The organism is Allochromatium palmeri (assembly GCF_009720725.1).
Taxonomy (GTDB): Bacteria; Pseudomonadota; Gammaproteobacteria; order Chromatiales; family Chromatiaceae; genus Thermochromatium; species Thermochromatium palmeri.
This window is the reverse complement of the sequence record NZ_WNKT01000058.1, coordinates 1-17,995: the sequence shown is the minus strand read 5'-3', so window position 1 is coordinate 17,995 and position 17,995 is coordinate 1. Positions and strand designations below refer to the sequence as shown.

The window sequence follows — 17,995 nt, the reverse complement described above, 5'->3', positions numbered from 1 at the left end:
GATGGGCATCAGCCAGGTAGCCGGATTGACAACCAGCCAGATCTTCCAATCGTCTTCGGGGTTCTTCGGCTTTGCGACGTCGCTCATTGTATGTTCCTCTATAGAGAGAGAATTAAAACCGGTTTACCACCAAGGATTGGCGGCGATCACGAACAGGTGAGCCAGAGCGGCCAGACCGACGAATGCGGTGTAGGTCACTTTGAACTGCTCGTGGAATTCTTTCGCCTGCTGTTCGGTCAGACCCGACAAGGATTGCTCGGCCATCGTTTGATCTCCCAAAGGGATGAATGAGTGCCTCTGCATTACCAGAGGACGATGATTCCACCGCGACTTTCAGTTAGGTGAAGCGTCGCGACGAGATGAATTCGGTACTTACTCAGCCGCCGGAGCTGCTTCGACAGCGACCGGAGCCGGAGCACTCCAGCCCTGACCGTCCAGACCGAAAGCCACGACGTGGATCAGGATGGCGGTCAGCGCCACAGCGATCAGCGTCGGGATCAGCCAGGTAGCTGGATTGACGACCAGCCAGAACTTGTAGTCGTTTTCGAGAGGCTTGTAACCCATGAATTCGATAGCCATTTTCAATACCTCTCAATTACCACCAAGGATTCGCCGCGATGACGAACAGATGTGCCAGAGCGGCCAGACCGACGAATGCGGTGTAGGTCACCTTGAACTGCTCGTGGAATTCTTTCGCCTGCTGTTCGGTCAGACCCGACAGACTCTTCATATCAGCCATTGTTGGCCTCCGTTGATACTGATATCGCACTTACGATGCCGATTGGGACGATGCCAACATGACGCCGCTGAACGGAACCTTGGCATACCCCAGTCGGTTCTTGATACCTCAGGATCCCTAGCTGGATCCTGTGTGTCATCTTAACTTGACACGCGCGTATGTCAAGCACTTTAGACACTGAATTCTTGATTCAGGTGAAGAAAAAATCCGGACAAAAGAAAACCGGATCGAACCCAAGGCTCGATCCGGTTTCTTGGCTCCAGAAGAAACTTCTGGAATCAAACTGTTACGCGATTAAGCGCCCCAGCCCAGGCCAACTGCAAACACAACCCAGTGAACAGCGATGGCAACAGCCAGCACGGTCAGCAGGATGGGCATCAGCCAGGTAGCCGGATTGACAACCAGCCAGATCTTCCAATCGTCTTCGGGGTTCTTCGGCTTTGCGACGTCGCTCATTGTATGTTCCTCTATAGAGAGAGAATTAAAACCGGTTTACCACCAAGGATTGGCGGCGATCACGAACAGGTGAGCCAGAGCGGCCAGACCGACGAATGCGGTGTAGGTCACTTTGAACTGCTCGTGGAATTCCTTCGCCTGCTGATCGGTCAAACCCGACAAGGATTGCTCGGCCATCGTTTGATCTCCCAAAGGGATGAATGAGTGCCTCTGCATTACCAGAGGACGATGATTCCACCGCGACTTTCAGTTAGGTGAAGCGTCGCGACGAGATGAATTCGGTACTTACTCAGCCGCCGGAGCTGCTTCGACAGCGACCGGAGCCGGAGCGTGCCAGCCCTGACCTTCCAGACCGAAAGCCACGACGTGGATCAGGATGGCGGTCAGCGCCACAGCGATCAGCGTCGGGATCAGCCAAGTAGTCGGATTGACGACCAGCCAGAACTTGTAGTCGTTTTCGAGAGGCTTGTAACCCATGAATTCGATAGCCATTTTCAATACCTCTCAATTACCACCAAGGATTCGCCGCGATGACGAACAGATGTGCCAGAGCGGCCAGACCCACAAACGCGGTGTAGGTCACCTTGAACTGCTCGTGGAATTCTTTCGCCTGCTGCTCGGTCAGACCCGACAGACTCTTCATATCAGCCATTGTTGGCCTCCATACTCTGGATATGTGATGTCGCCATTCGCACCTGCGGCGGATCTAAGTGACAACTGACCGCCGGATGCACACCATGTCCAACTTCTCGGACTTGAAATCTTTAGGATCCATCGAGATCCTGGGGTGTCATCTTAGCTTGACACCGGCAGATGTCAAGTCTGTTTTACAAATGAAATGACATCGATCGCTCCAGAGGGGCTTAGCCTCTGAAATAGCCGATGACAAAAGCCATGAGCGCGATGCCTGCCGTCGCAATGAAGGCTACCTTGCCCATGTAGAAGATCATCGAGATAACCGGGCTGAGATTGGGCAGCCCAGCCGCCGCGGACTCATCCTCCTCGGCTGTCTCCACCGCCGGACTGGCGCTGTCGGCTGGCGCACTCGCGGCGGTCGCGGTGCGGGACTCGGCGGGTTCCAGGCGATAGGGTGCCGTAGCCGCAACCCGGAAGAACTGAACCTCCTGTCCGCTGCCCTCCTTGCACATGACGACGAACTCGGTATCGACCGCCAGCTGTTCGAGTGTCGCGAACTCCAACGCAAAGGATGACGCATCGTCCGCGTCGTCTTGGTGTTCCCAGGTAGGCGCCTTGTCTGGCCAGGTTCTTTTAGCCGCAAACTTCACGTGCAATTCCTCTCTGATTCGGGTCAACGAACGGGCTTTGACACATCGTCAAGACGGCGGCATGAAGCGTCATGCCTGGAGACGACGCGCGGGGGTGAAAGCGTCAGATGACGGGCACCGTCGCGAGCGATGCAAAACGGGTTTGCCCACAAGATTCAGGGGATTGTATTGCTCGCTGCCAGGCTTGTCACCGTGTCGCGCGGCCCGACAGATCGGTCCGGCGGCTCATCGATGACGATCAATGGCCTCGATGTGGCTGTCCAGCGATCCAAACCGCCTCCATTTTTCTTGCAAGCTCCGCCGCCACTATGCCCCGTTATGCGATTATCGATCCATTCCAAGGTCTTTCTGACACTCCTGCTCGCCTGCGTGGTGGTGCTCGCCGGATCGCACGCCTTCGTGCAATGGTCGTTTCAGCGCGGGCTGGTCGAGTTTGCCGATGCGCGCGAACAGGAGCGTATCGCGCGCGTCGTCGAGCGGCTGGTCGATCTGTATCAGCGCGAGCAATCCTGGCGTCCGCTGATCGAGGATCGGAACTTCTGGCTCTATGCCCTGAACGGACGGCGCGACCCCTGGCGCGAGCCACGCTCCGAACGCCCGGAGCGCGGGCCGCACTGGATGCGTGAGACCGGCTCCAATCCACGCGCCTGGCCGTCCCAGAGCGCACTCGACCGCATCCAGCAGCGCGAGCGCCCGACGCCACTGGAACTGCGACTCATGCTGCTCGACGCTCAGGGCGACATCCTCTATGGCCGTCCCGAATTACTCGCCGACACCCGCCGCTACCCCGTAAACGCCGATGGCCGACGCATCGGCGAACTGGCGCTGCTCCCCGGCTCGCCGGTGCCTGAATCGGCTGAATTACGTTTTCGCGCCACCCTGGGCGACCGGCTCTGGATCATCGCTCTGGCCATGCTGTTGCTCGCCGCCGCCCTCGCCTATCCGCTCTCCAGTCGACTCGTGCGTCCCGTGCGTGATTTCCAGGACGTGGCCCGACGGCTGGCCACCGGCGACTTCAGCGCGCGGGTGCCAGTGCGCGGACACGACGAACTCGCCCGCCTGGGACAAGACATCAACGCCCTGTCCGCCGCGCTGGAGCGCAACGAACAGGCCCGTCAACGCTGGGCCGCCGATATCTCGCATGAGTTGCGCACGCCGATTGCGCTGCTGCGCGCTGAACTCGAAGCCCTGCAGGATGGCCTGCGGCCCGTCGATCGCGACGCACTCGATGCCCTGCATGGCGATACGCTGCGTCTGGGGCGCTTGGTCGACGATCTCTACGAGCTGACCACCACCGATATGGGCGCGCTCGGCTATCGCTTTGCCGACAGCGATGTCACCGAGATCCTGAGCGCCGATGTCGAGGCCTTCGCGCACGCCTTCCGAGACGCCGGACTCAGGCTCGATTTCAACGCTCCATTGAGCATACCGGCTCAAATCAGCGTCGACGCCCAACGGCTCTCGCAGCTCTTTCGCAATCTGCTCGGCAACAGTCTCAAATACACCGATCCAGGCGGCGCACTGCGTATTCAACTGTGGCAGGACGCCCAGCAAATCATCATCGATTTTCAAGACAGCGCGCCCGGTGTTCCGCTCGAAGCCCTACCACGACTCTTCGAGCGGCTCTATCGGGTCGAGGGTTCGCGCAATCGGCACACAGGCGGGGCTGGACTCGGACTGGCCATCGCGCGCAACGTCGTCGAGGCCCATGGCGGCACCATCACCGCAGACACCGCCCCGCAGGGCGGACTCTGGATTCGCGTAACGCTGCCGGTCTCACGCCGGTCCGCCTAAAATGTCAGCCCTCAGAAAACGCGGAGCGCGCGAGGAGAGCATCATGCAAACGACCGACATGGCCACCATCCTGATTGTCGAGGACGAGGAACGACTCGCCCGGCTGGTCGCCGACTATCTCAGGGCTGCCGGCCACCGTGTCGAGCATCTGGCCGAGGGCCATGAAGTCGTCGCCTGGGCGCGACGCGAACGCCCTGACCTGATCCTGCTGGATCTGATGCTGCCCGGCAAGGATGGACTGGACATCTGCCGCGAGATCCGCGCCGAGAGCCAGGTGCCGATCATCATGACCACGGCCCGGGTCGAGGAGATCGACCGGTTGCTCGGACTCGAACTCGGCGCCGACGACTATGTCTGCAAACCCTACAGCCCACGCGAGCTGGTGGCCCGCGTCAAGGCGGTGCTCAGGCGCACTCTGGCACCCGAACCGCCGGCCGATCAGGGGCCGCTGCATCTGCATCGCGAGGAACTACGGGTGCGCGCGGGTGAGGCCGAAATCGAACTCACGGCTGTCGAGTTTGCCCTGCTCGAAACCCTGCACAGTGCGCCTGGACGCATCTTTTCGCGTGATCGGCTCATGGACCGCATCTACCGCGACCACCGGGTCGTCTCCGACCGCACCATCGACAGTCACGTCAAAAAGCTGCGGCGCAAGCTGACCGAACTCCTGCCCGATCAGGAGTTGATCCATTCGGTCTACGGTGTTGGCTACCGCTATGAAGCGCCTGAGGACAACGGGCTGGGGTGACGATTCGCCGCGCGCCGTCAGGAATCGAGCGCAGTACGTTTGAGGATGTGGCGCGCCCAGCGGCTGTGTGTAGCCAGTTCGCACATGGAACCCTCGAACTTAAAGACGGCCCGCTCAGATTCCTCCAGGATACGCTGCGCCGCTTCCAGATCAGCGGGCGCGACCTGGAAACTCGCCTCGATCAGCGGCAGTTGGCTGGGGTGGATGGCGGTCTTGCCGCAGAGACCGTGCGCGATATCGTCGCTCAGTTCCTCGCGCAGTACCTCGGGATGGTCGATGTGCTCGAACACCGGCGCGGTGAGCTGGAAGCCGTAGGGCTTGAAGAGTGTGACCAGTTGGGCGATGGTATGTCCCAGCGGGGTACGGTAGAGGGTTCGGTCGCGCGGACGGCGCATACCGAGCAGCGACAGGAGATCGTTGCCGCCGATGCGCAGCGCCAGAATCCGTTCCTGATATCCCCGCTTGAGCAGATGATCGCGCAACGCCATCATCCGCGCCGGCTCGAAGACATCGCGCGTCTCCAGCGTCGGCATGCACCGATACTGTGAATCGGCGAGCCGTTCCAGATAGCGATCGGCATTGCTCAGATCAAACTTGGGCAGCACGAAGCCGTCGAGCTTCTCGATGCCCGGCAGCGCCAGCAGCCAATCGAGGATTTCGGGATTACGCACCCGCACGAAGCGCAACAGCGATGGATTCGGCTCCATCGCGCTCAGGCAGTCGCGCAGATTGGCCAGGCCGGATTCGAGCGCCTTCGGTGCAACCGCATCCTCGGTGCAGAAAATGACCGAGCGCAGCTCGGGCCATTTCGATCCATTCGCGATGCTCAGCACATCCCGATGCGTCACGGGCACATAGAGCGATCCGCCGAGGCGGTAGGCGTCAAGCATCGTTCACCCCCTTGATGAGAGAAACGGCCTGGTAGGGAAGCGCCCGATCAACCTGCCAGCGCACGCCCTTCTCGCGCGCCAGCTCCAGGAGATGAGCGACCTGCGGAGCTTCTGGGTCACGAATGATGACGCGCTCGGGCACCCGGCGCAACAGCACGCGCGTGGCCTCGCCGATCCCTGGCTTGATGAAGTTTGCGTCCTGAATTCCGAACGACTCGCGGATGGCACTCAGCAGTGCCGCCGAGCGCGCACGCGCCAGCGCTGGATCAACCGGTCGCGTCTGTGGTGCATACCCCTCAGCGAGCCGGACACGCACGGCTGAGAGCACTTGCTCGATAAACCACACCGAGAGATCGGCGTCGGCGAATTCGCGATAGTAGACACAGCCGTGGAAATCGTCCGGGCCGATGTGTGCGTTGAGGATGGAGCGACTGACGAGTCCCGACATCGTCGCGTTCAGGATGCTCGACGGGATCAGATAGTCCACATCCGAGGGCGCGACACCGACCCCGGCCAGGTCGGTCAGTGCATAGAGGTCGGCGTCCAAACGCACGCCCTGGTCACGCTCGAAGTTGTCGAGCGCAGAACGCAGTTCACGCGCAATCACGCCCTTGCCGGTCCAGCCATCGACGAACACCAGCCCGGCTGGATCACGCCTGGCTTGATCGAGGATGAAGCGCAGGGCGTTTCGGTCGATTCCCCGGTCGCGGATGATCGAGATCGAATAATGCGCGGAATCGCGCCCGAAGACCTCGCGCAGCACATGCTTGAGTGCTACACCGACCGGCGTGCCCGCGCGCGCCAGCGAAACCAGGGTGATCTCGCTCGGACGGCGCGCGGCGATGATGGATGCCAGATCGAGCACGCCCTGGACCATCGGCCGCAACCCCATGGCCAGCGCGCGATGGAAGACCTCCAGATAGCGTGCCGAGGGCAAGGACTCGCGACTGAGCATCTCGCTGTAGTGGCGTCGCCCGCTCTGGATGAGCCGTTCCTTCTCGGCGACGTCGATGGGGTCGATGTCGATTGGTTTGAGCAGGAACTGAACATCCTCGGGGCGATAGCTGCCGAAAAAAGGCACGCGGCCGAGTCCTTGATTCATAACGTAAAGACGTGTGGTTTGGGCGCTATCGCAAGAACGCCTGTCAGATCAGAACGCGCGACAGTGTAGCCTCGAACAACTGCGAACCGCGCGGCGTGATGGCGTAATCACACTCAGCCATAAAGGCCCCATCGATCAGGCTGTCACCGATCCCAATGGTCAGTAGCTCACCCCATTCGCGCCCCAGCCGCGTGATGAGATGACGCACCGCCCGTTCTTTGCCGAGCCAGCGCGGGATGATCGCCAGATTGTTGCCATTGCGGTGCAGCCGATAGGCGCCGGCGCGCTCAGCCAACCAGGGCACAGCCAGTGCGTCCTGCAGCCGGTCGAGATCGGATTCGCGTGCGTCCCGATACTTGGCGACCAGATAGAAGGGTACCCCGAAGTCCTCGATGAGGCGCGCGCGGATCGTCAGTCCCTCGCGGGCAACGAAGGTCAGCATCCGATCCAGCAGGTCATTGAGTTCGTCGAGCGAGTCATGCGAATACGCCTCCATGCGCGCCATCCAGTCGCTGTCGGGTTCGCCGTCGGGGTTCAGAATGACCCCGCCATAGTCGATGATGCACCAGCTCTGGAACGGCAGATCCACCCGGCGCAGGGCGTCGTGATCCCGCGCCGTGGTGGGGATGAGCGTCGACTGGTCGTCCAGCAGTTGCCACAGTGAGCGCTGGCGCGCCGTCATGAACGAATGGGCGCGACCATCAGCCAGATAGGCGGTCGGGTGCAGCTCCCCGTCGTTCGGACACTTACGATGGCTCTGGAACAGGGTGTCATCCAGATCGAGGAAAACCAGTCGGTGCACGCTCAGAGCTCGAAGTCGGCCGGATTCAGACCTAGCTCCATGGCCAGCCGACGGGCGACGCGCTTCTCGTTGTCGTCGAAGTTGCCGTCCGCGCCGCCGATGGCGATGGCCAGACGCACGATCAGACGCGCGGCCTCGTCGTTGCCCTTCATCTTATGGATGGACTCATAGGCCTTGGCCTCGCCCAGATCCTTGTCGAACTCGATCTGGGTCATGATGTTCTGGAACGACTCGATGATCTCCTTGCTGGAGAACACCGACAGCGCCTCGTAGTTCTCGATGAAGCGCATCATCTTCTGCTTCTCGTCGGAGGAGACATGGCCGTCGGCCATGGAGATGAGCACCGAGCTGCCGATGGCGGCGTTCAGGAAGTCCTTGTTCTTGAACTTCATGACCTCGGTCTTGAGGTCGGCGGCTTTCTGCTTGAGGTTGTTCAAAAAATCTTGGAAGGCCATGGTGTGTCACCTGAATGATGTCGATCGTACGTGGATAGAAAGTCTGTGACCGGCTGAGTCCGGCCGGCACGGGAATGCACTCAATAGACGCGCAACGGCGTTGCACTCGACATCGGATTGCGCCTGGGTCAATCCTTGCTGCCCCGCACCCAATCCAGTCCCCAGTGATGCGCCTGATCCATGTCGAGATGGCCGCGATAGTAGTCGACCAGCTTGGTGATCTTGATCGAACCGCCCTGATTTTCGAGCAGCGCAATGGCACACATGGGCCGATCGTTGCGATGTGAGTCGAGCTGCACCTCGATCTCAGGCTGGCCTGGGGTCTTGAGCGTGATGAGCGCCTCGGCCTCGGCCCAGTTGGGCGCGCCCTCGTAGATGAAGGCATAGACCAGGACACGCTTGATCTGATCCCAGTACTGGCCGTTGATGCGCAGATTCTCGCCGCTGGCGCTGGTGCCGGTGCGGTCGTCCGCGTCCAGTCCGATATAGGGCGGACGGTAGTAATCGCCAAAGGTGTCGCCCAGCGCCTGCACCGCGCTCTTGTCGCCATTGGCCAGCTCGTAGAGACAGCCGACGTCGAGATCGGTTCGGTTAGAGCCCATGAGGCCGCTCAAAAATCCCTTCTTGGCACCCGATAGCGAACGCCATTTGAGATTGATGAGGATCTCGCCATGCGCGGTGTTGGCCTGCTTTTGCAGCGAGACCGAGTTGCCGCGCTTCTCCAGCGTGATCTTGCTGAGATTGACCGGCGACGGCTGAGGCTTGGGCGGTTCGGGCGGCGGTGGAGCCGAGGTCTCGGTCGCTACGGTGCCGCCGAAGTGCGCGACCAGCGCCGCTAGACCGCCATTGAAGCCCTGACCGAGCGCACAGGTCCGCCAGACGCCGTCCTTGCGGTAGATCTCCAGCAGCATGAGCGCGCGTTCCTCGGCGAAATCCGCGCCGCTGAACTCGAAGCGTCCAGCCTCGTTCGCCCCGTCCATGAAGCGCACATGCCCGCGACCGATCCGCGACATGGTCCCCGCGCCGTCGATCGCCGCGGTCACGGTCAAACGCTCGATGCTCGCCGGCAGTCGCCCGAGATCGACCGCAAACCCGGCCGTGTCGCCCGAGGGCACCGACAGCGCCACCCCGCCGCAGGGCGAGGTCGGCTGGTTGAAGAAGGTCATGTAGTGCTCGTCGGCGAGCTGACCCCTGGCATCCAGCCCAAAGCAGGCGAAATCGAGGATCAGGCCGGGCGCGTCGATCGACACGCCCAGCGTGAAGCGCTGACCGTTCGGCACCAGATCCGTGATCTTGGCACGCTGTCCGCGCGAGAGGTTCATCAAACGTTGACTCCGTGCTGCAACGCCAGGGCGCGCAACCCGCCGGCATAGCCCTGACCCACGGCGCGGAATTTCCAATCGCCGCTATGGCGGTAGATCTCGCCGAAGATCATGGCCGTCTCGGTCGAATAGTCTTCGGACAGATCGAAGCGGACGATTTCCTGATTGTTGTCGCGATTGACGATGCGCACGAAGGCATTGCTGACCTGACCGAAGTTCTGGTGGCGTGCATCGGCGTCGTGGATGGTGACCACCACCACCAGACGCTGAATCTCGGCTGGTACCTTAGACAGCGTGACCAGTACCTGCTCATCGTCGCCCTCACCCGAGCCGGTGAGATTGTCCCCGGTGTGCTCGATTGCGCCCTCGGGCGACTTGGGCTGGTTGTAGAAGATGAAATAGGCATCGCTCGGCACTTTGCCGTCGTCCTTGACCATGAACAGACTGGCATCCAGGTCGAAGTCCTGCCCATCGGTGGCGCGCGCGTCCCAGCCCAGACCCACGAGCACGTTCTCCAGATTGGGGGCTTCCTTGCTCAAATTGACGTTGCCGCCCTTGTTCAGACTGATGGCCATGGCGTAGCTCCTTTCAGATCAGAGTGGTCAGTGGTCGAATCGCGTCCTGCTCAGCTAGACGCAACGCTATAGGACCGATGGTGCGGCCCCAGGTTTTGCAACAGGTCGTCGAGTCCGGCGCGCGGTGTTTCGTGACAGACGATGATCCGCGCATAGTCCTCGGGGTCGACATTGTAGAGATAGTTGAGGATACCTTCGCCGTAATTATCCGCAAAGATGCGCCGAGACCCAACATCGGCGCCGACCAAAATCGGCGAACGACTGGTGGCCTGGACCGCGACCCTGAAGCCCAGCGACTCCAGACCCAGCCCGACCCGGAAGGCGAGATGCATGAATTCGCCGGTGCCCAGTACCAGAATCGAATCATCCGGTGCCAAGCCCTCAGTCAGTCGCTCCAGATCCGCAGGCGGAATCCGGATCGGGCGATCGATGCCGAACCGCCCCAGATCCTCGGCGAGCTGGTGTGGTGCGCGCCTGTTGTCGCCGACGGCGGGTGGCGGCGCGTCGGTGAACCAGGACTCGGCCGGCTCGAAGGCGAACTCGCCATGCAGTGCTGCCACGCACGCGACGGGCAGGCCCAGACGTTCGGAGAAACGCGCCGCGCTGTCGGCGCCGCCGAACTGGGTGATGGCGACGAAGTGGACGCGCTCGATGTTGGGATTGAGACGTCGATAGGACTCGACCAGATTGCACAGGGTATTGCCGGTGCTGATCTCGTCGTCGATCAGCACCAGCTCGCGTGCCGACTCGAAGCGCGCCCGTAACTCGGGCCGTATCGGAGCATAGAGCAACTGATCGGGCGCGTGACAATGGGCCTCCTGGAAATCGAGTGCCGTGCGTCCGTCGACCCGATAGCGGGTCGAATGGATGAACAGTGCCTCGGTCTCAGGCCGCTGTTCGAGCCGCGACTCGAACACCCCCTGCCCTAGCCCGGTCGCGGTTTCAGCCATGGCGATGAACAGACAGGGACCATCGCCCAGGTCGAGCTGGCCGGCCAGATGGGCATGGATCTCGCGCATCCGCGTCGGCGTGACCGGCCAGTGCTTGCCGAGCACCTTGCTCAGAAACAGAAAGCCGCGCTTGCGATTATGACGCGCGGCAAAGCCACAGAGATCCTCTAACGCAAAGTCAGAGTTATGAACGCGGACGCGTAATAGTCCAGTGTCTAAAACGACCCGTCGCTCGGTGACACCTGATGCGCTCGCGGCGAAACAAGGAGGATTTATCGGATCGAACATCACTTGGCCAAATCAGACACTGGAACTGTATCTACGACTACGACGGTCTCACAGATGCGGCTTGATCTGCGGCAGGAGCTGTTCGAAGGTGCGCCCCTGACCGACCTCGCCGATGGCGTGCATCTTCCACTCGCCGTTGTGACGATAGACCTTGGCCATGAGCATGGCCGAGTGACCACCCTGGCAGCTCAGATCGTAGCGGGCGATCTCGCTGTTGTTGGCCCCGTTGAGGATGCGGCAATAGGCGTTGGCCACCTGCGAGAAGTCCTGGCCGGTGTAGTTGTTGACGGTGAACACCAGGCTCTTGACGTTGGCCGGTACCGCTGCGAGATCGACCTGGATCTGCTCGTCGTCGCCCGCGCCCTCGCCGGTGCGGTTGTCGCCGGTGTGATGGAGGCTGCCGTCGCGACTGGTGAGCTGACGGAACCAGACCGTATCGACCAGATTACCCGCCTCGTCGAACAGCAGACAGGAGGCGTCGAGGTCGATGCTGTCATTGCCACCACCACCGAACAGTCCGCCCAGCAAGCCGCTCTTGCCGGACTGGGCGGCATCCCAGCCCAGCCCCATGACGATGCGGGTCAGACCGCCGCCGGCCTCCTTGTCGAGCGAGATCTTTTGACCTTTCTGAAGACTGATACCCATGGTGGCGACTCCTCGTTTGAACCGCGCCTGGCGCGGATGGATTGAGATGCGTGGTGTTCGGCGGCTGGATTGGTGCGCGCCAGCCGGCCCGTAGTGTAGCCGAGCGCAGGGCGCTGCAAATGGCGGTCGTGTTACTGTGACTGCTGGGGTCGGAAGATGGTCTTGTTACGCGAGCAGATGACGACCTTGCCCTGGCCGCGAAAGCGGATCACCAGCCCCTCGCCCGAGGTCACCGAGTTGACGATCGAGCCAAAGAAACCGCCACCCGTGCGCGGCATCCCGACTTCGTAGAGCAAACTCGACGACCAGGCCACTGCATGATTGTTGTCGATGACGATATCACGGCCGTGCGTGACATCCAGGGTGAAGATCGAGCCGAAGCCCGAGACGGCCAGCTTGCCCTGCCCGACGGCCTCCATGATGACGAAACCGCCGGTGCCGCCGAACAGCCCGCCGCCGACCGTATTGAGCCGTGGATTGACTTGCACGCCAGCTTCGGCGGCGAGAAAGCTGCTGTCGGACAGTGTGTAAGACGAACTGGGGGTGACGTCGAGCAGCTCGATCGAGCCGGGCATGGTCGGCGAGAGCAGACAGTCGCCATCGCCGCCGACGGCCTCGATCTCCTGTTGGAAGAAGGATTCATCATTGGCCAGACGCCGCAGGAGCGCACGTCCGAAGCCGCCGCGCATCTGGCCTTTCACTTGCAACGGCTCTTCCATCATGACCATGGCGCCGGACTCGCAGAAGATCCGTTCGCCCTTGCTCAGACTCACATGCAGAAACGGATCGATCTCTCCAGTGACCGTGAAGGTTGGCATGGCTTGGCCTCCCCTAGCGGGTGAAAGCAATGAGGCGTCCAGCGACCAGCCGCCAGCACTCTTGCCGGCCGCCGATCACCGGAAACCGGCGGTTCGGAATCAGCCGATGTTGACGCCGTGATCCTTGGCCAGCGCGCCCAGACCACCGGCGAAGCCCTGGCCGACGGCCTTGAACTTCCACTCATCGCCGTTGCGGTAGATCTCGCCGAAGACCATAGCCGTCTCGGTCGAGTAGTCCTCGGAGAGATCGTAACGGGCCAGTTCGGTGCTGCTGTCCTTGTTGAGCACGCGCATAAAGGCGTTGCGCACCATGCCAAAGTTCTGCTTGCGGCTCTCGGCCTCGTGGATGGTAACGGCGAAGACCACGCGCTTCACGCCGGCCTCGACGCCCGGCAGATTGATGGAGACGGTCTCGTCGTCACCCTCGCCGGCGCCCGTGGTGTTGTCGCCGGCATGGATCACGGCGCCATCGGGCGAGGTCTTCTGGTTGTAGAAGACGAAGTGCGCGTCCGACAGCACCTTACCGTCGTCGCCGACCAGGAACACGCTGGCGTCCAGATCGAAGGCCGCGCCGTCGGTGGAGCGCGCGTCCCAGCCCAGTCCGACCAGGACGTTGGTCAGACCCGGATCGGTCTTGGTCAGGCTGACGTTACCGCCTTTTTGCAAGCTGATGGCCATTGGAGACTCCTCATTGTGGGTCGTTATGGAACTGAGGTCGTTTGGAAACGATTCGCACTAGTGTAGTCGAGTCGACCAGCGCGCGGTATAAGCTTAACGATTCTTCATTTTGCCAACGTTATCGATCGTCTTATTTTCAATGAGTCCACTGCTCGACATCCTTGGCCCAACCGCTCGCTGTCCCGCCGTCACAGCCGCGCTAACATTGCTGGCCCAACGACAGGGCGAAGCCGACCACGGAGCCGTCTTCAGTCGGCCCGAGGTCGTGAACGCCATCCTGGATCTGGCCGGCTACACGCCGGATCGACCACTGTATCGCTTACGCTTGCTTGAACCGGCGTTCGGACGGGGCGACTTTCTGCTCGCGGCCATCGAGCGTTTGCTGGCGTCCTATGGCGCGGCCGGCGGACTGGCGACCGAGGCCGCGCGCGAACTGCGCCCTGCCATTCGCGCGGTTGAGCTGCATGCTGGCCGTTATGACGAAACCGCACGCGCCGTCGAGGCGCGGTTGATCGCCGCCGGACTCTCCGGGCGCGCGGCCCGCAAACTCCGTGCGGCCTGGCTGATCCGGGATGACTTCCTGCTCTGTTATCTGGATGGCGAATTCGATTGCGTGGTCGGCAATCCGCCGTACCTGCCCCAGGAGCGCCTCCCCAAAGCGCTGCGACGCGCCTACCGACAGCGTTTTCGCACGCTCTACGATCGCGCCGATCTCTCTGTGCCCTTCTTCGAGCGTGCTCTGGATCGGCTGGCGCCGGATGGTCGACTCGGGTTCGTCTGCGCCAACCGCTGGCTGAAAAACACCTATGGCGGCCCGTTGCGCGAGAAGATTGCCGAGGATTTTGCCCTGACGCACTTCATCGATCTCGAAGGCATCGAGGCTTTTCATTCGGACGTCATCGCCTATCCCGCGATTACGCTTATCGAGTGCCGGGCGGGTCGCGAAGGCGACCTTGATAAGCCTAGCGCGACGCGCACCGTCAAGCCGGGCGTCTTGAGTCTGGTCGAACAACTGCCGTATCTGGTCACAGCCTTGCGTGCCGACACGCTGGATGCGGCGCTCGTCGCCGAGGTTCAGCTCGGTGGCGCGAAAAAAGACGCGCCCTGGCTGCTCGATGCGGGTGAACATCTGGATCTGATCCGTCGACTCGAAGAAATGTATCCAACGCTGGAGGAAGCCGGCTGCAAGGTCGGCGTCGGCGTCGCTACGGGCTGTGATCGCGTCTTCATCGACGACTATCCAAGCCTGCCGGTCGAGCCGGCCTGCAAGCTGCCGCTGGTCATGGCCCGGGATCTGGTGGATGGCGAGATCCAGTGGCATGGCAAGGGTGTGATCAATCCGTTCCAACCTGATGGTGGGCTGGTCGATCTCGATGCGCATCCTCGGCTGGCGGCCTATCTCGAACAGCACCGGGTGGCGGTCGAAGGGCGGCATGTGGCCAGGCGCAACCCGGCGGCCTGGTATCGCACCCTCGACCGCATCGACCCGAGTTTGGTCAGTCAGCCGAAGCTGCTGATTCCCGACATCAAGGGCGAGACGATGGTGCTGCTCGATGAAGGGCACTTCTATCCACACCACAGTCTGTACTTCATCACCACGTCTGAGTGGGAACCGCGCGCGCTTCAGGCGGTGCTGCGCTCATCGGTGGCTATGGCGATGGTCGCGACCTATGGCACGCGCCTGGCTGGGGGCTTACTGAGGGTCCAGGCGCCATCGCTCAGACGGATTCGGATTCCGCACTGGGCGGATGTATCGGAGGATGTGCGCTCGGAGCTGGCGGCTGTGGCGCTTGAACGCTGTCAGGACGCTGTCGATGAGGTGGTGTTTCGGCTCTATGGCCTCGACTCCACCGAAGGAAGGAGCATCATTAGTGGACAGTTTTACACCCTCGGATCTCAAGACCATCCTGCATTCCAAGCGAGCCAATCTGTACTACCTTGAACATTGTCGCGTTCTGGTCAACGGCGGACGTGTCGAGTACGTGACGGATGAGGGCAAGCAGTCACTGTATTGGAACATTCCCATCGCCAACACCACCTCCCTGCTGTTGGGGACAGGCACCTCCATCACCCAGGCGGCGATGCGCGAGCTGGCCAAGGCCGGGTGCTGGTCGGATTCTGCGGCGGTGGCGGTACGTCGCTGTTCGCGGCGACCGAACCTGGCAGACACCGATCACCCAGCAGGGTCTGGAGACGCTGCATCGCCTGCTGCGCAAAACGGCGCGCAAGAATACGGCGGTCGCGTGTCACTGGATTCGTGACAAGGATCACAGCGAGGCGTAGCCCGGCACGGCGCTGAGATCGCTCGATTCCTGCCCCGCTTCGAACAGCATCTGCCGCGTCTTGGTCGGCGCAAACGCCTGAGGCAGCGCGCACAGCACGAGCGCTTTCGCTGGCAGGACAGGTCATCCGATCTGGCCGGAGGGATGCGCGAACGCTCACGCGAGCATGGCGCATTCATCGTCAACATGGCTTCCACTGGTTGCGGCAAGACGCTCGGCAACGCCCGCATCATGTACGCGCTGGCCGATCCCGCTCTGGGCATGCGCTGCGCCTTCGCCATGGGATTGCGCACCTTGACGCTGCAAACCGGCAAGGCGTTCCGCGACATGCTGGCGCTGAGCGATGACGATCTCGCCATCCGTGTCGGAGGTTCGGCCACCCTGCCGCCCGCTCTGGTACAGGGTTTGTTCGAGGCGTACCGCAACGGACGCCAACACTTTCAGCTCAATCGTGCCGCGCGCCCGACTGGCGCCGAGACGCCACCCGCGATCTGCTGCGCCTGGATGGATGAGTTCCATCAACAGGCCCAGGATTGTTCGGACGCCGCCAGTTTTGCGCAGACTCATGGGCAATTCGCACGTCGTCGTCACGGCGAACTCGCTCGCTTGGCGGCCAAGCCGCGCCGCCGTGCGGCAGTGCGGCCTGTGCAGGGATTGCAGGGCATCCGCCCCATACCTCTGCTAGCCCAAGCCTTCGCGCCACAGGTGTTATCAGCCGCCATCAACCTGCATCACGACCATCACAGCGTGGACCCAGAAACCCGGAAGCGCGTCAGCTTCGGTCTGGTGCGCATGGCGAATATCGAACCCTTTCCGCGCGACATCACCCTGACCCTGCTGCCGGATGAGGACGATGAAAAAGCCTTGTTGCATCAGGTGATGGATGGGGGTCGGCGAGGAGAGAATCTTTATATCCCGGTGGACCGATCACAGTGCGAGCACCTGCCCGACACCCTGGTCCGGGGCGATCGTATCGAGCCGTGGGGGATAACCGACTACATGGCCGCGTTGTCGGCCCTGGCATCGGAACTGGAGCTATCGCCTGCTACCTGCGCGGAGCGATTCGGCACAGCGACCGTGAGGCCCAATGACAACGGCTGGCGTTATCATCCGGTCTTGGGCTTTGCACAAAAAAGGTGAACGCAATGAATGCCATCCGTCAGATCTTCGATGATGCCGCCGCGCAGCTTCACATTGATCTCCCCCCCGAGCTTCAGCATCGCCGCGTTGAGGTCATCATCCTGCCACTCGACGAGCCTGTCGCGCCGCGCAACGAAACGGCAGGTCCGCGTTATTGGACCGTCAGGGTTGATGAGCGGGTGATTCTAGACAGGGAGGCACTGCATGAGCGGTGAGCCATTCGTCGATACCAACATCTGGGTCTACGCGCACCTGGAGACGCCCCAGGATCCGAAAGGCGATCTGGCGCGGGCACTGGTTGAGTCCGATCATCGTTTCGTGGTGAGTACCCAGGTGTTGAACGAATACTACGCGGCGATGCTGAAGAATCGGGCCTCGGATCTGGCGATCCAGAGCAACCTTGAAGCCATGATCCAGCACTGCGACGTGGTCCTGGTTTCGGTGCTGATCATTCGCCAGGCCCACGCTATCAGGAACCGCTATGGCTTCTCGCTGTGGGATTCGCTGGTCGTCAGTAGCGCGCTGGATGCGGGATGTCCCATGCTGTATTCCGAAGATCTTCAGCATGACCAGCGGATTGAGGGGCGTTTGCTCGTGTGCAATCCGTTTCGAGTGATATCCAACTGAGGCGTGAGGGGTTCAGTCGCTGACGCCTGCGCTCGGCGTCATGAACCCCACGACTCAAGCCAGGGGCTTCTCGCGCCTGCGTCGATTCTTCAGTCTAATGTTACGGAGAACAGCATGTCACCGTCTGATCCTCAACGCTCATCTGCCATTCGCGCCGCGCTTCATGACCATCTCGCGAAGCGATCGACGATCTTCGCTCCGCCACCGGTGCCGGATTGGTAGACGGCATCGGGCGTGAGGTAGCCGAGGGACTGGTGAGGGCGTTGGCTGTTGTAGAAGGCGAAATAGGCGCTCAACCCCAGGAGCAGCTCGGGCAGGCTTGCGTAGCCCTTGATGTAGACATCCTCGTACTTCACGCTGCGCCACAGGCGCTCGACGAAGATGTTGTCCAGGGCCCG

At 61.7% G+C, this 17,995-nt stretch carries 26 protein-coding genes and 1 pseudogene; 7 read left to right on the top strand and 20 right to left on the bottom strand.

The features are described 5' to 3' along the window. From GJ668_RS17900 to GJ668_RS17860, 9 genes and pseudogenes are all read right to left on the bottom strand, one after another. Window positions 1-87, bottom strand: a pseudogene (locus GJ668_RS17900) (light-harvesting protein); the annotation flags it as partial. Between the two features lie 36 nt (window positions 88-123). Beyond that, window positions 124-264 (bottom strand): light-harvesting antenna LH1, beta subunit, encoded by a 141-nt coding sequence (pufB, locus tag GJ668_RS17895; protein WP_012971756.1) that lies wholly within the window; start codon window positions 262-264, stop codon window positions 124-126. A gap of 108 nt (window positions 265-372) precedes the next feature. Beyond that, window positions 373-579, bottom strand: a complete 207-nt coding sequence (pufA, locus tag GJ668_RS17890; RefSeq protein WP_155451477.1) for a light-harvesting antenna LH1, alpha subunit — start codon at window positions 577-579, stop codon at window positions 373-375. Window positions 580-595: 16 nt separating this feature from the next. After that, on the bottom strand, window positions 596-739 hold the full coding sequence (gene pufB / locus GJ668_RS17885) for a light-harvesting antenna LH1, beta subunit (RefSeq protein WP_007042216.1): 144 nt from the start codon (window positions 737-739) through the stop codon (window positions 596-598). Window positions 740-1,033: 294 nt separating this feature from the next. Next, the gene (gene pufA / locus GJ668_RS17880) at window positions 1,034-1,195 is read right to left on the bottom strand and encodes a light-harvesting antenna LH1, alpha subunit (RefSeq protein ID WP_155451476.1); all 162 of its coding nucleotides are present in this window, start codon (window positions 1,193-1,195) and stop codon (window positions 1,034-1,036) included. A 36-nt stretch (window positions 1,196-1,231) separates the two neighbouring features. Then, entirely contained in the window at window positions 1,232-1,372 is a 141-nt protein-coding gene (gene pufB / locus GJ668_RS17875; RefSeq protein ID WP_007043386.1) for a light-harvesting antenna LH1, beta subunit, read from the bottom strand. A 108-nt stretch (window positions 1,373-1,480) separates the two neighbouring features. Then, complete coding sequence (gene pufA, locus GJ668_RS17870; RefSeq protein WP_155451475.1) at window positions 1,481-1,687, bottom strand: light-harvesting antenna LH1, alpha subunit; 207 nt, start codon at window positions 1,685-1,687, stop codon at window positions 1,481-1,483. Between the two features lie 16 nt (window positions 1,688-1,703). Continuing rightward, entirely contained in the window at window positions 1,704-1,847 is a 144-nt protein-coding gene (pufB, locus tag GJ668_RS17865; RefSeq protein WP_007042216.1) for a light-harvesting antenna LH1, beta subunit, read from the bottom strand. 211 nt (window positions 1,848-2,058) lie between these two features. Next, window positions 2,059-2,481: a hypothetical protein gene (locus tag GJ668_RS17860; RefSeq protein ID WP_186343185.1), complete on the bottom strand. Its 423-nt coding sequence runs from the start codon at window positions 2,479-2,481 to the stop codon at window positions 2,059-2,061. A 318-nt stretch (window positions 2,482-2,799) separates the two neighbouring features. Between GJ668_RS17860 and GJ668_RS17855 the strand changes: the two genes are divergently transcribed. Both GJ668_RS17855 and GJ668_RS17850 read left to right on the top strand, forming a co-directional pair. After that, complete coding sequence (locus tag GJ668_RS17855; protein WP_155451473.1) at window positions 2,800-4,275, top strand: ATP-binding protein; 1,476 nt, start codon at window positions 2,800-2,802, stop codon at window positions 4,273-4,275. A 43-nt stretch (window positions 4,276-4,318) separates the two neighbouring features. Then, the gene (locus GJ668_RS17850; protein WP_155451472.1) at window positions 4,319-5,023 is read left to right on the top strand and encodes a response regulator; all 705 of its coding nucleotides are present in this window, start codon (window positions 4,319-4,321) and stop codon (window positions 5,021-5,023) included. A gap of 17 nt (window positions 5,024-5,040) precedes the next feature. Here GJ668_RS17850 and GJ668_RS17845 read toward each other — a convergent pair whose 3' ends face one another. The 10 genes from GJ668_RS17845 to GJ668_RS17800 form a co-directional block, all read right to left on the bottom strand. Beyond that, entirely contained in the window at window positions 5,041-5,913 is an 873-nt protein-coding gene (locus GJ668_RS17845; RefSeq protein ID WP_155451471.1) for an HpcH/HpaI aldolase/citrate lyase family protein, read from the bottom strand. Further along, window positions 5,906-6,994, bottom strand: coding sequence for a cysteine protease StiP family protein (locus GJ668_RS17840; protein ID WP_343032244.1), 1,089 nt, complete (start codon window positions 6,992-6,994; stop codon window positions 5,906-5,908). The genes GJ668_RS17845 and GJ668_RS17840 overlap by 8 nt, the downstream gene beginning before the upstream one ends. 64 nt (window positions 6,995-7,058) lie before the next feature. Further along, window positions 7,059-7,817 (bottom strand): HAD family hydrolase, encoded by a 759-nt coding sequence (locus tag GJ668_RS17835; protein ID WP_186343184.1) that lies wholly within the window; start codon window positions 7,815-7,817, stop codon window positions 7,059-7,061. Window positions 7,818-7,819: 2 nt separating this feature from the next. Next, window positions 7,820-8,272 carry a tellurite resistance TerB family protein gene (locus GJ668_RS17830; protein ID WP_155451468.1) on the bottom strand — a complete coding sequence of 151 codons (453 nt, stop codon included), beginning with the start codon at window positions 8,270-8,272 and terminating at the stop codon, window positions 7,820-7,822. A 128-nt stretch (window positions 8,273-8,400) separates the two neighbouring features. Beyond that, window positions 8,401-9,594: a TerD family protein gene (locus GJ668_RS17825; RefSeq protein WP_155451467.1), complete on the bottom strand. Its 1,194-nt coding sequence runs from the start codon at window positions 9,592-9,594 to the stop codon at window positions 8,401-8,403. Beyond that, window positions 9,594-10,169: a TerD family protein gene (locus GJ668_RS17820; RefSeq protein WP_155451466.1), complete on the bottom strand. Its 576-nt coding sequence runs from the start codon at window positions 10,167-10,169 to the stop codon at window positions 9,594-9,596. Before GJ668_RS17820 ends, GJ668_RS17825 begins: the two co-directional genes overlap by 1 nt. A 50-nt stretch (window positions 10,170-10,219) precedes the next feature. Then, entirely contained in the window at window positions 10,220-11,407 is a 1,188-nt protein-coding gene (locus tag GJ668_RS17815; RefSeq protein ID WP_155451465.1) for a phosphoribosyltransferase domain-containing protein, read from the bottom strand. A gap of 48 nt (window positions 11,408-11,455) precedes the next feature. Further along, on the bottom strand, window positions 11,456-12,052 hold the full coding sequence (locus tag GJ668_RS17810) for a TerD family protein (protein ID WP_155451464.1): 597 nt from the start codon (window positions 12,050-12,052) through the stop codon (window positions 11,456-11,458). A 131-nt stretch (window positions 12,053-12,183) separates the two neighbouring features. Continuing rightward, complete coding sequence (locus GJ668_RS17805; protein ID WP_155451463.1) at window positions 12,184-12,870, bottom strand: TIGR00266 family protein; 687 nt, start codon at window positions 12,868-12,870, stop codon at window positions 12,184-12,186. Between the two features lie 99 nt (window positions 12,871-12,969). Next, window positions 12,970-13,548, bottom strand: a complete 579-nt coding sequence (locus GJ668_RS17800; protein WP_155451462.1) for a TerD family protein — start codon at window positions 13,546-13,548, stop codon at window positions 12,970-12,972. 139 nt (window positions 13,549-13,687) lie between these two features. Here GJ668_RS17800 and GJ668_RS17795 point away from each other — a divergent pair, with 139 nt between their 5' ends. From GJ668_RS17795 to GJ668_RS17775, 5 genes are all read left to right on the top strand, one after another. Next, entirely contained in the window at window positions 13,688-15,490 is a 1,803-nt protein-coding gene (locus GJ668_RS17795) for an Eco57I restriction-modification methylase domain-containing protein (protein WP_155451461.1), read from the top strand. Between the two features lie 47 nt (window positions 15,491-15,537). After that, window positions 15,538-15,831, top strand: coding sequence for a hypothetical protein (locus tag GJ668_RS17790; protein WP_425482509.1), 294 nt, complete (start codon window positions 15,538-15,540; stop codon window positions 15,829-15,831). 143 nt (window positions 15,832-15,974) lie between these two features. Further along, a complete protein-coding gene (locus tag GJ668_RS17785; RefSeq protein ID WP_155451460.1) occupies window positions 15,975-16,970 on the top strand; it encodes a hypothetical protein in 996 nt (331 codons plus the stop codon). A 5-nt stretch (window positions 16,971-16,975) separates the two neighbouring features. Further along, window positions 16,976-17,185, top strand: a complete 210-nt coding sequence (locus GJ668_RS17780) for a hypothetical protein (RefSeq protein ID WP_155451459.1) — start codon at window positions 16,976-16,978, stop codon at window positions 17,183-17,185. After that, window positions 17,175-17,597 carry a PIN domain-containing protein gene (locus GJ668_RS17775; RefSeq protein WP_155451458.1) on the top strand — a complete coding sequence of 141 codons (423 nt, stop codon included), beginning with the start codon at window positions 17,175-17,177 and terminating at the stop codon, window positions 17,595-17,597. Before GJ668_RS17780 ends, GJ668_RS17775 begins: the two co-directional genes overlap by 11 nt. 161 nt (window positions 17,598-17,758) lie before the next feature. Here GJ668_RS17775 and GJ668_RS17770 read toward each other — a convergent pair. Further along, the coding region (locus tag GJ668_RS17770; protein WP_155451457.1) for an integrase core domain-containing protein at window positions 17,759-17,995 on the bottom strand (237 nt) is incomplete at its 5' end.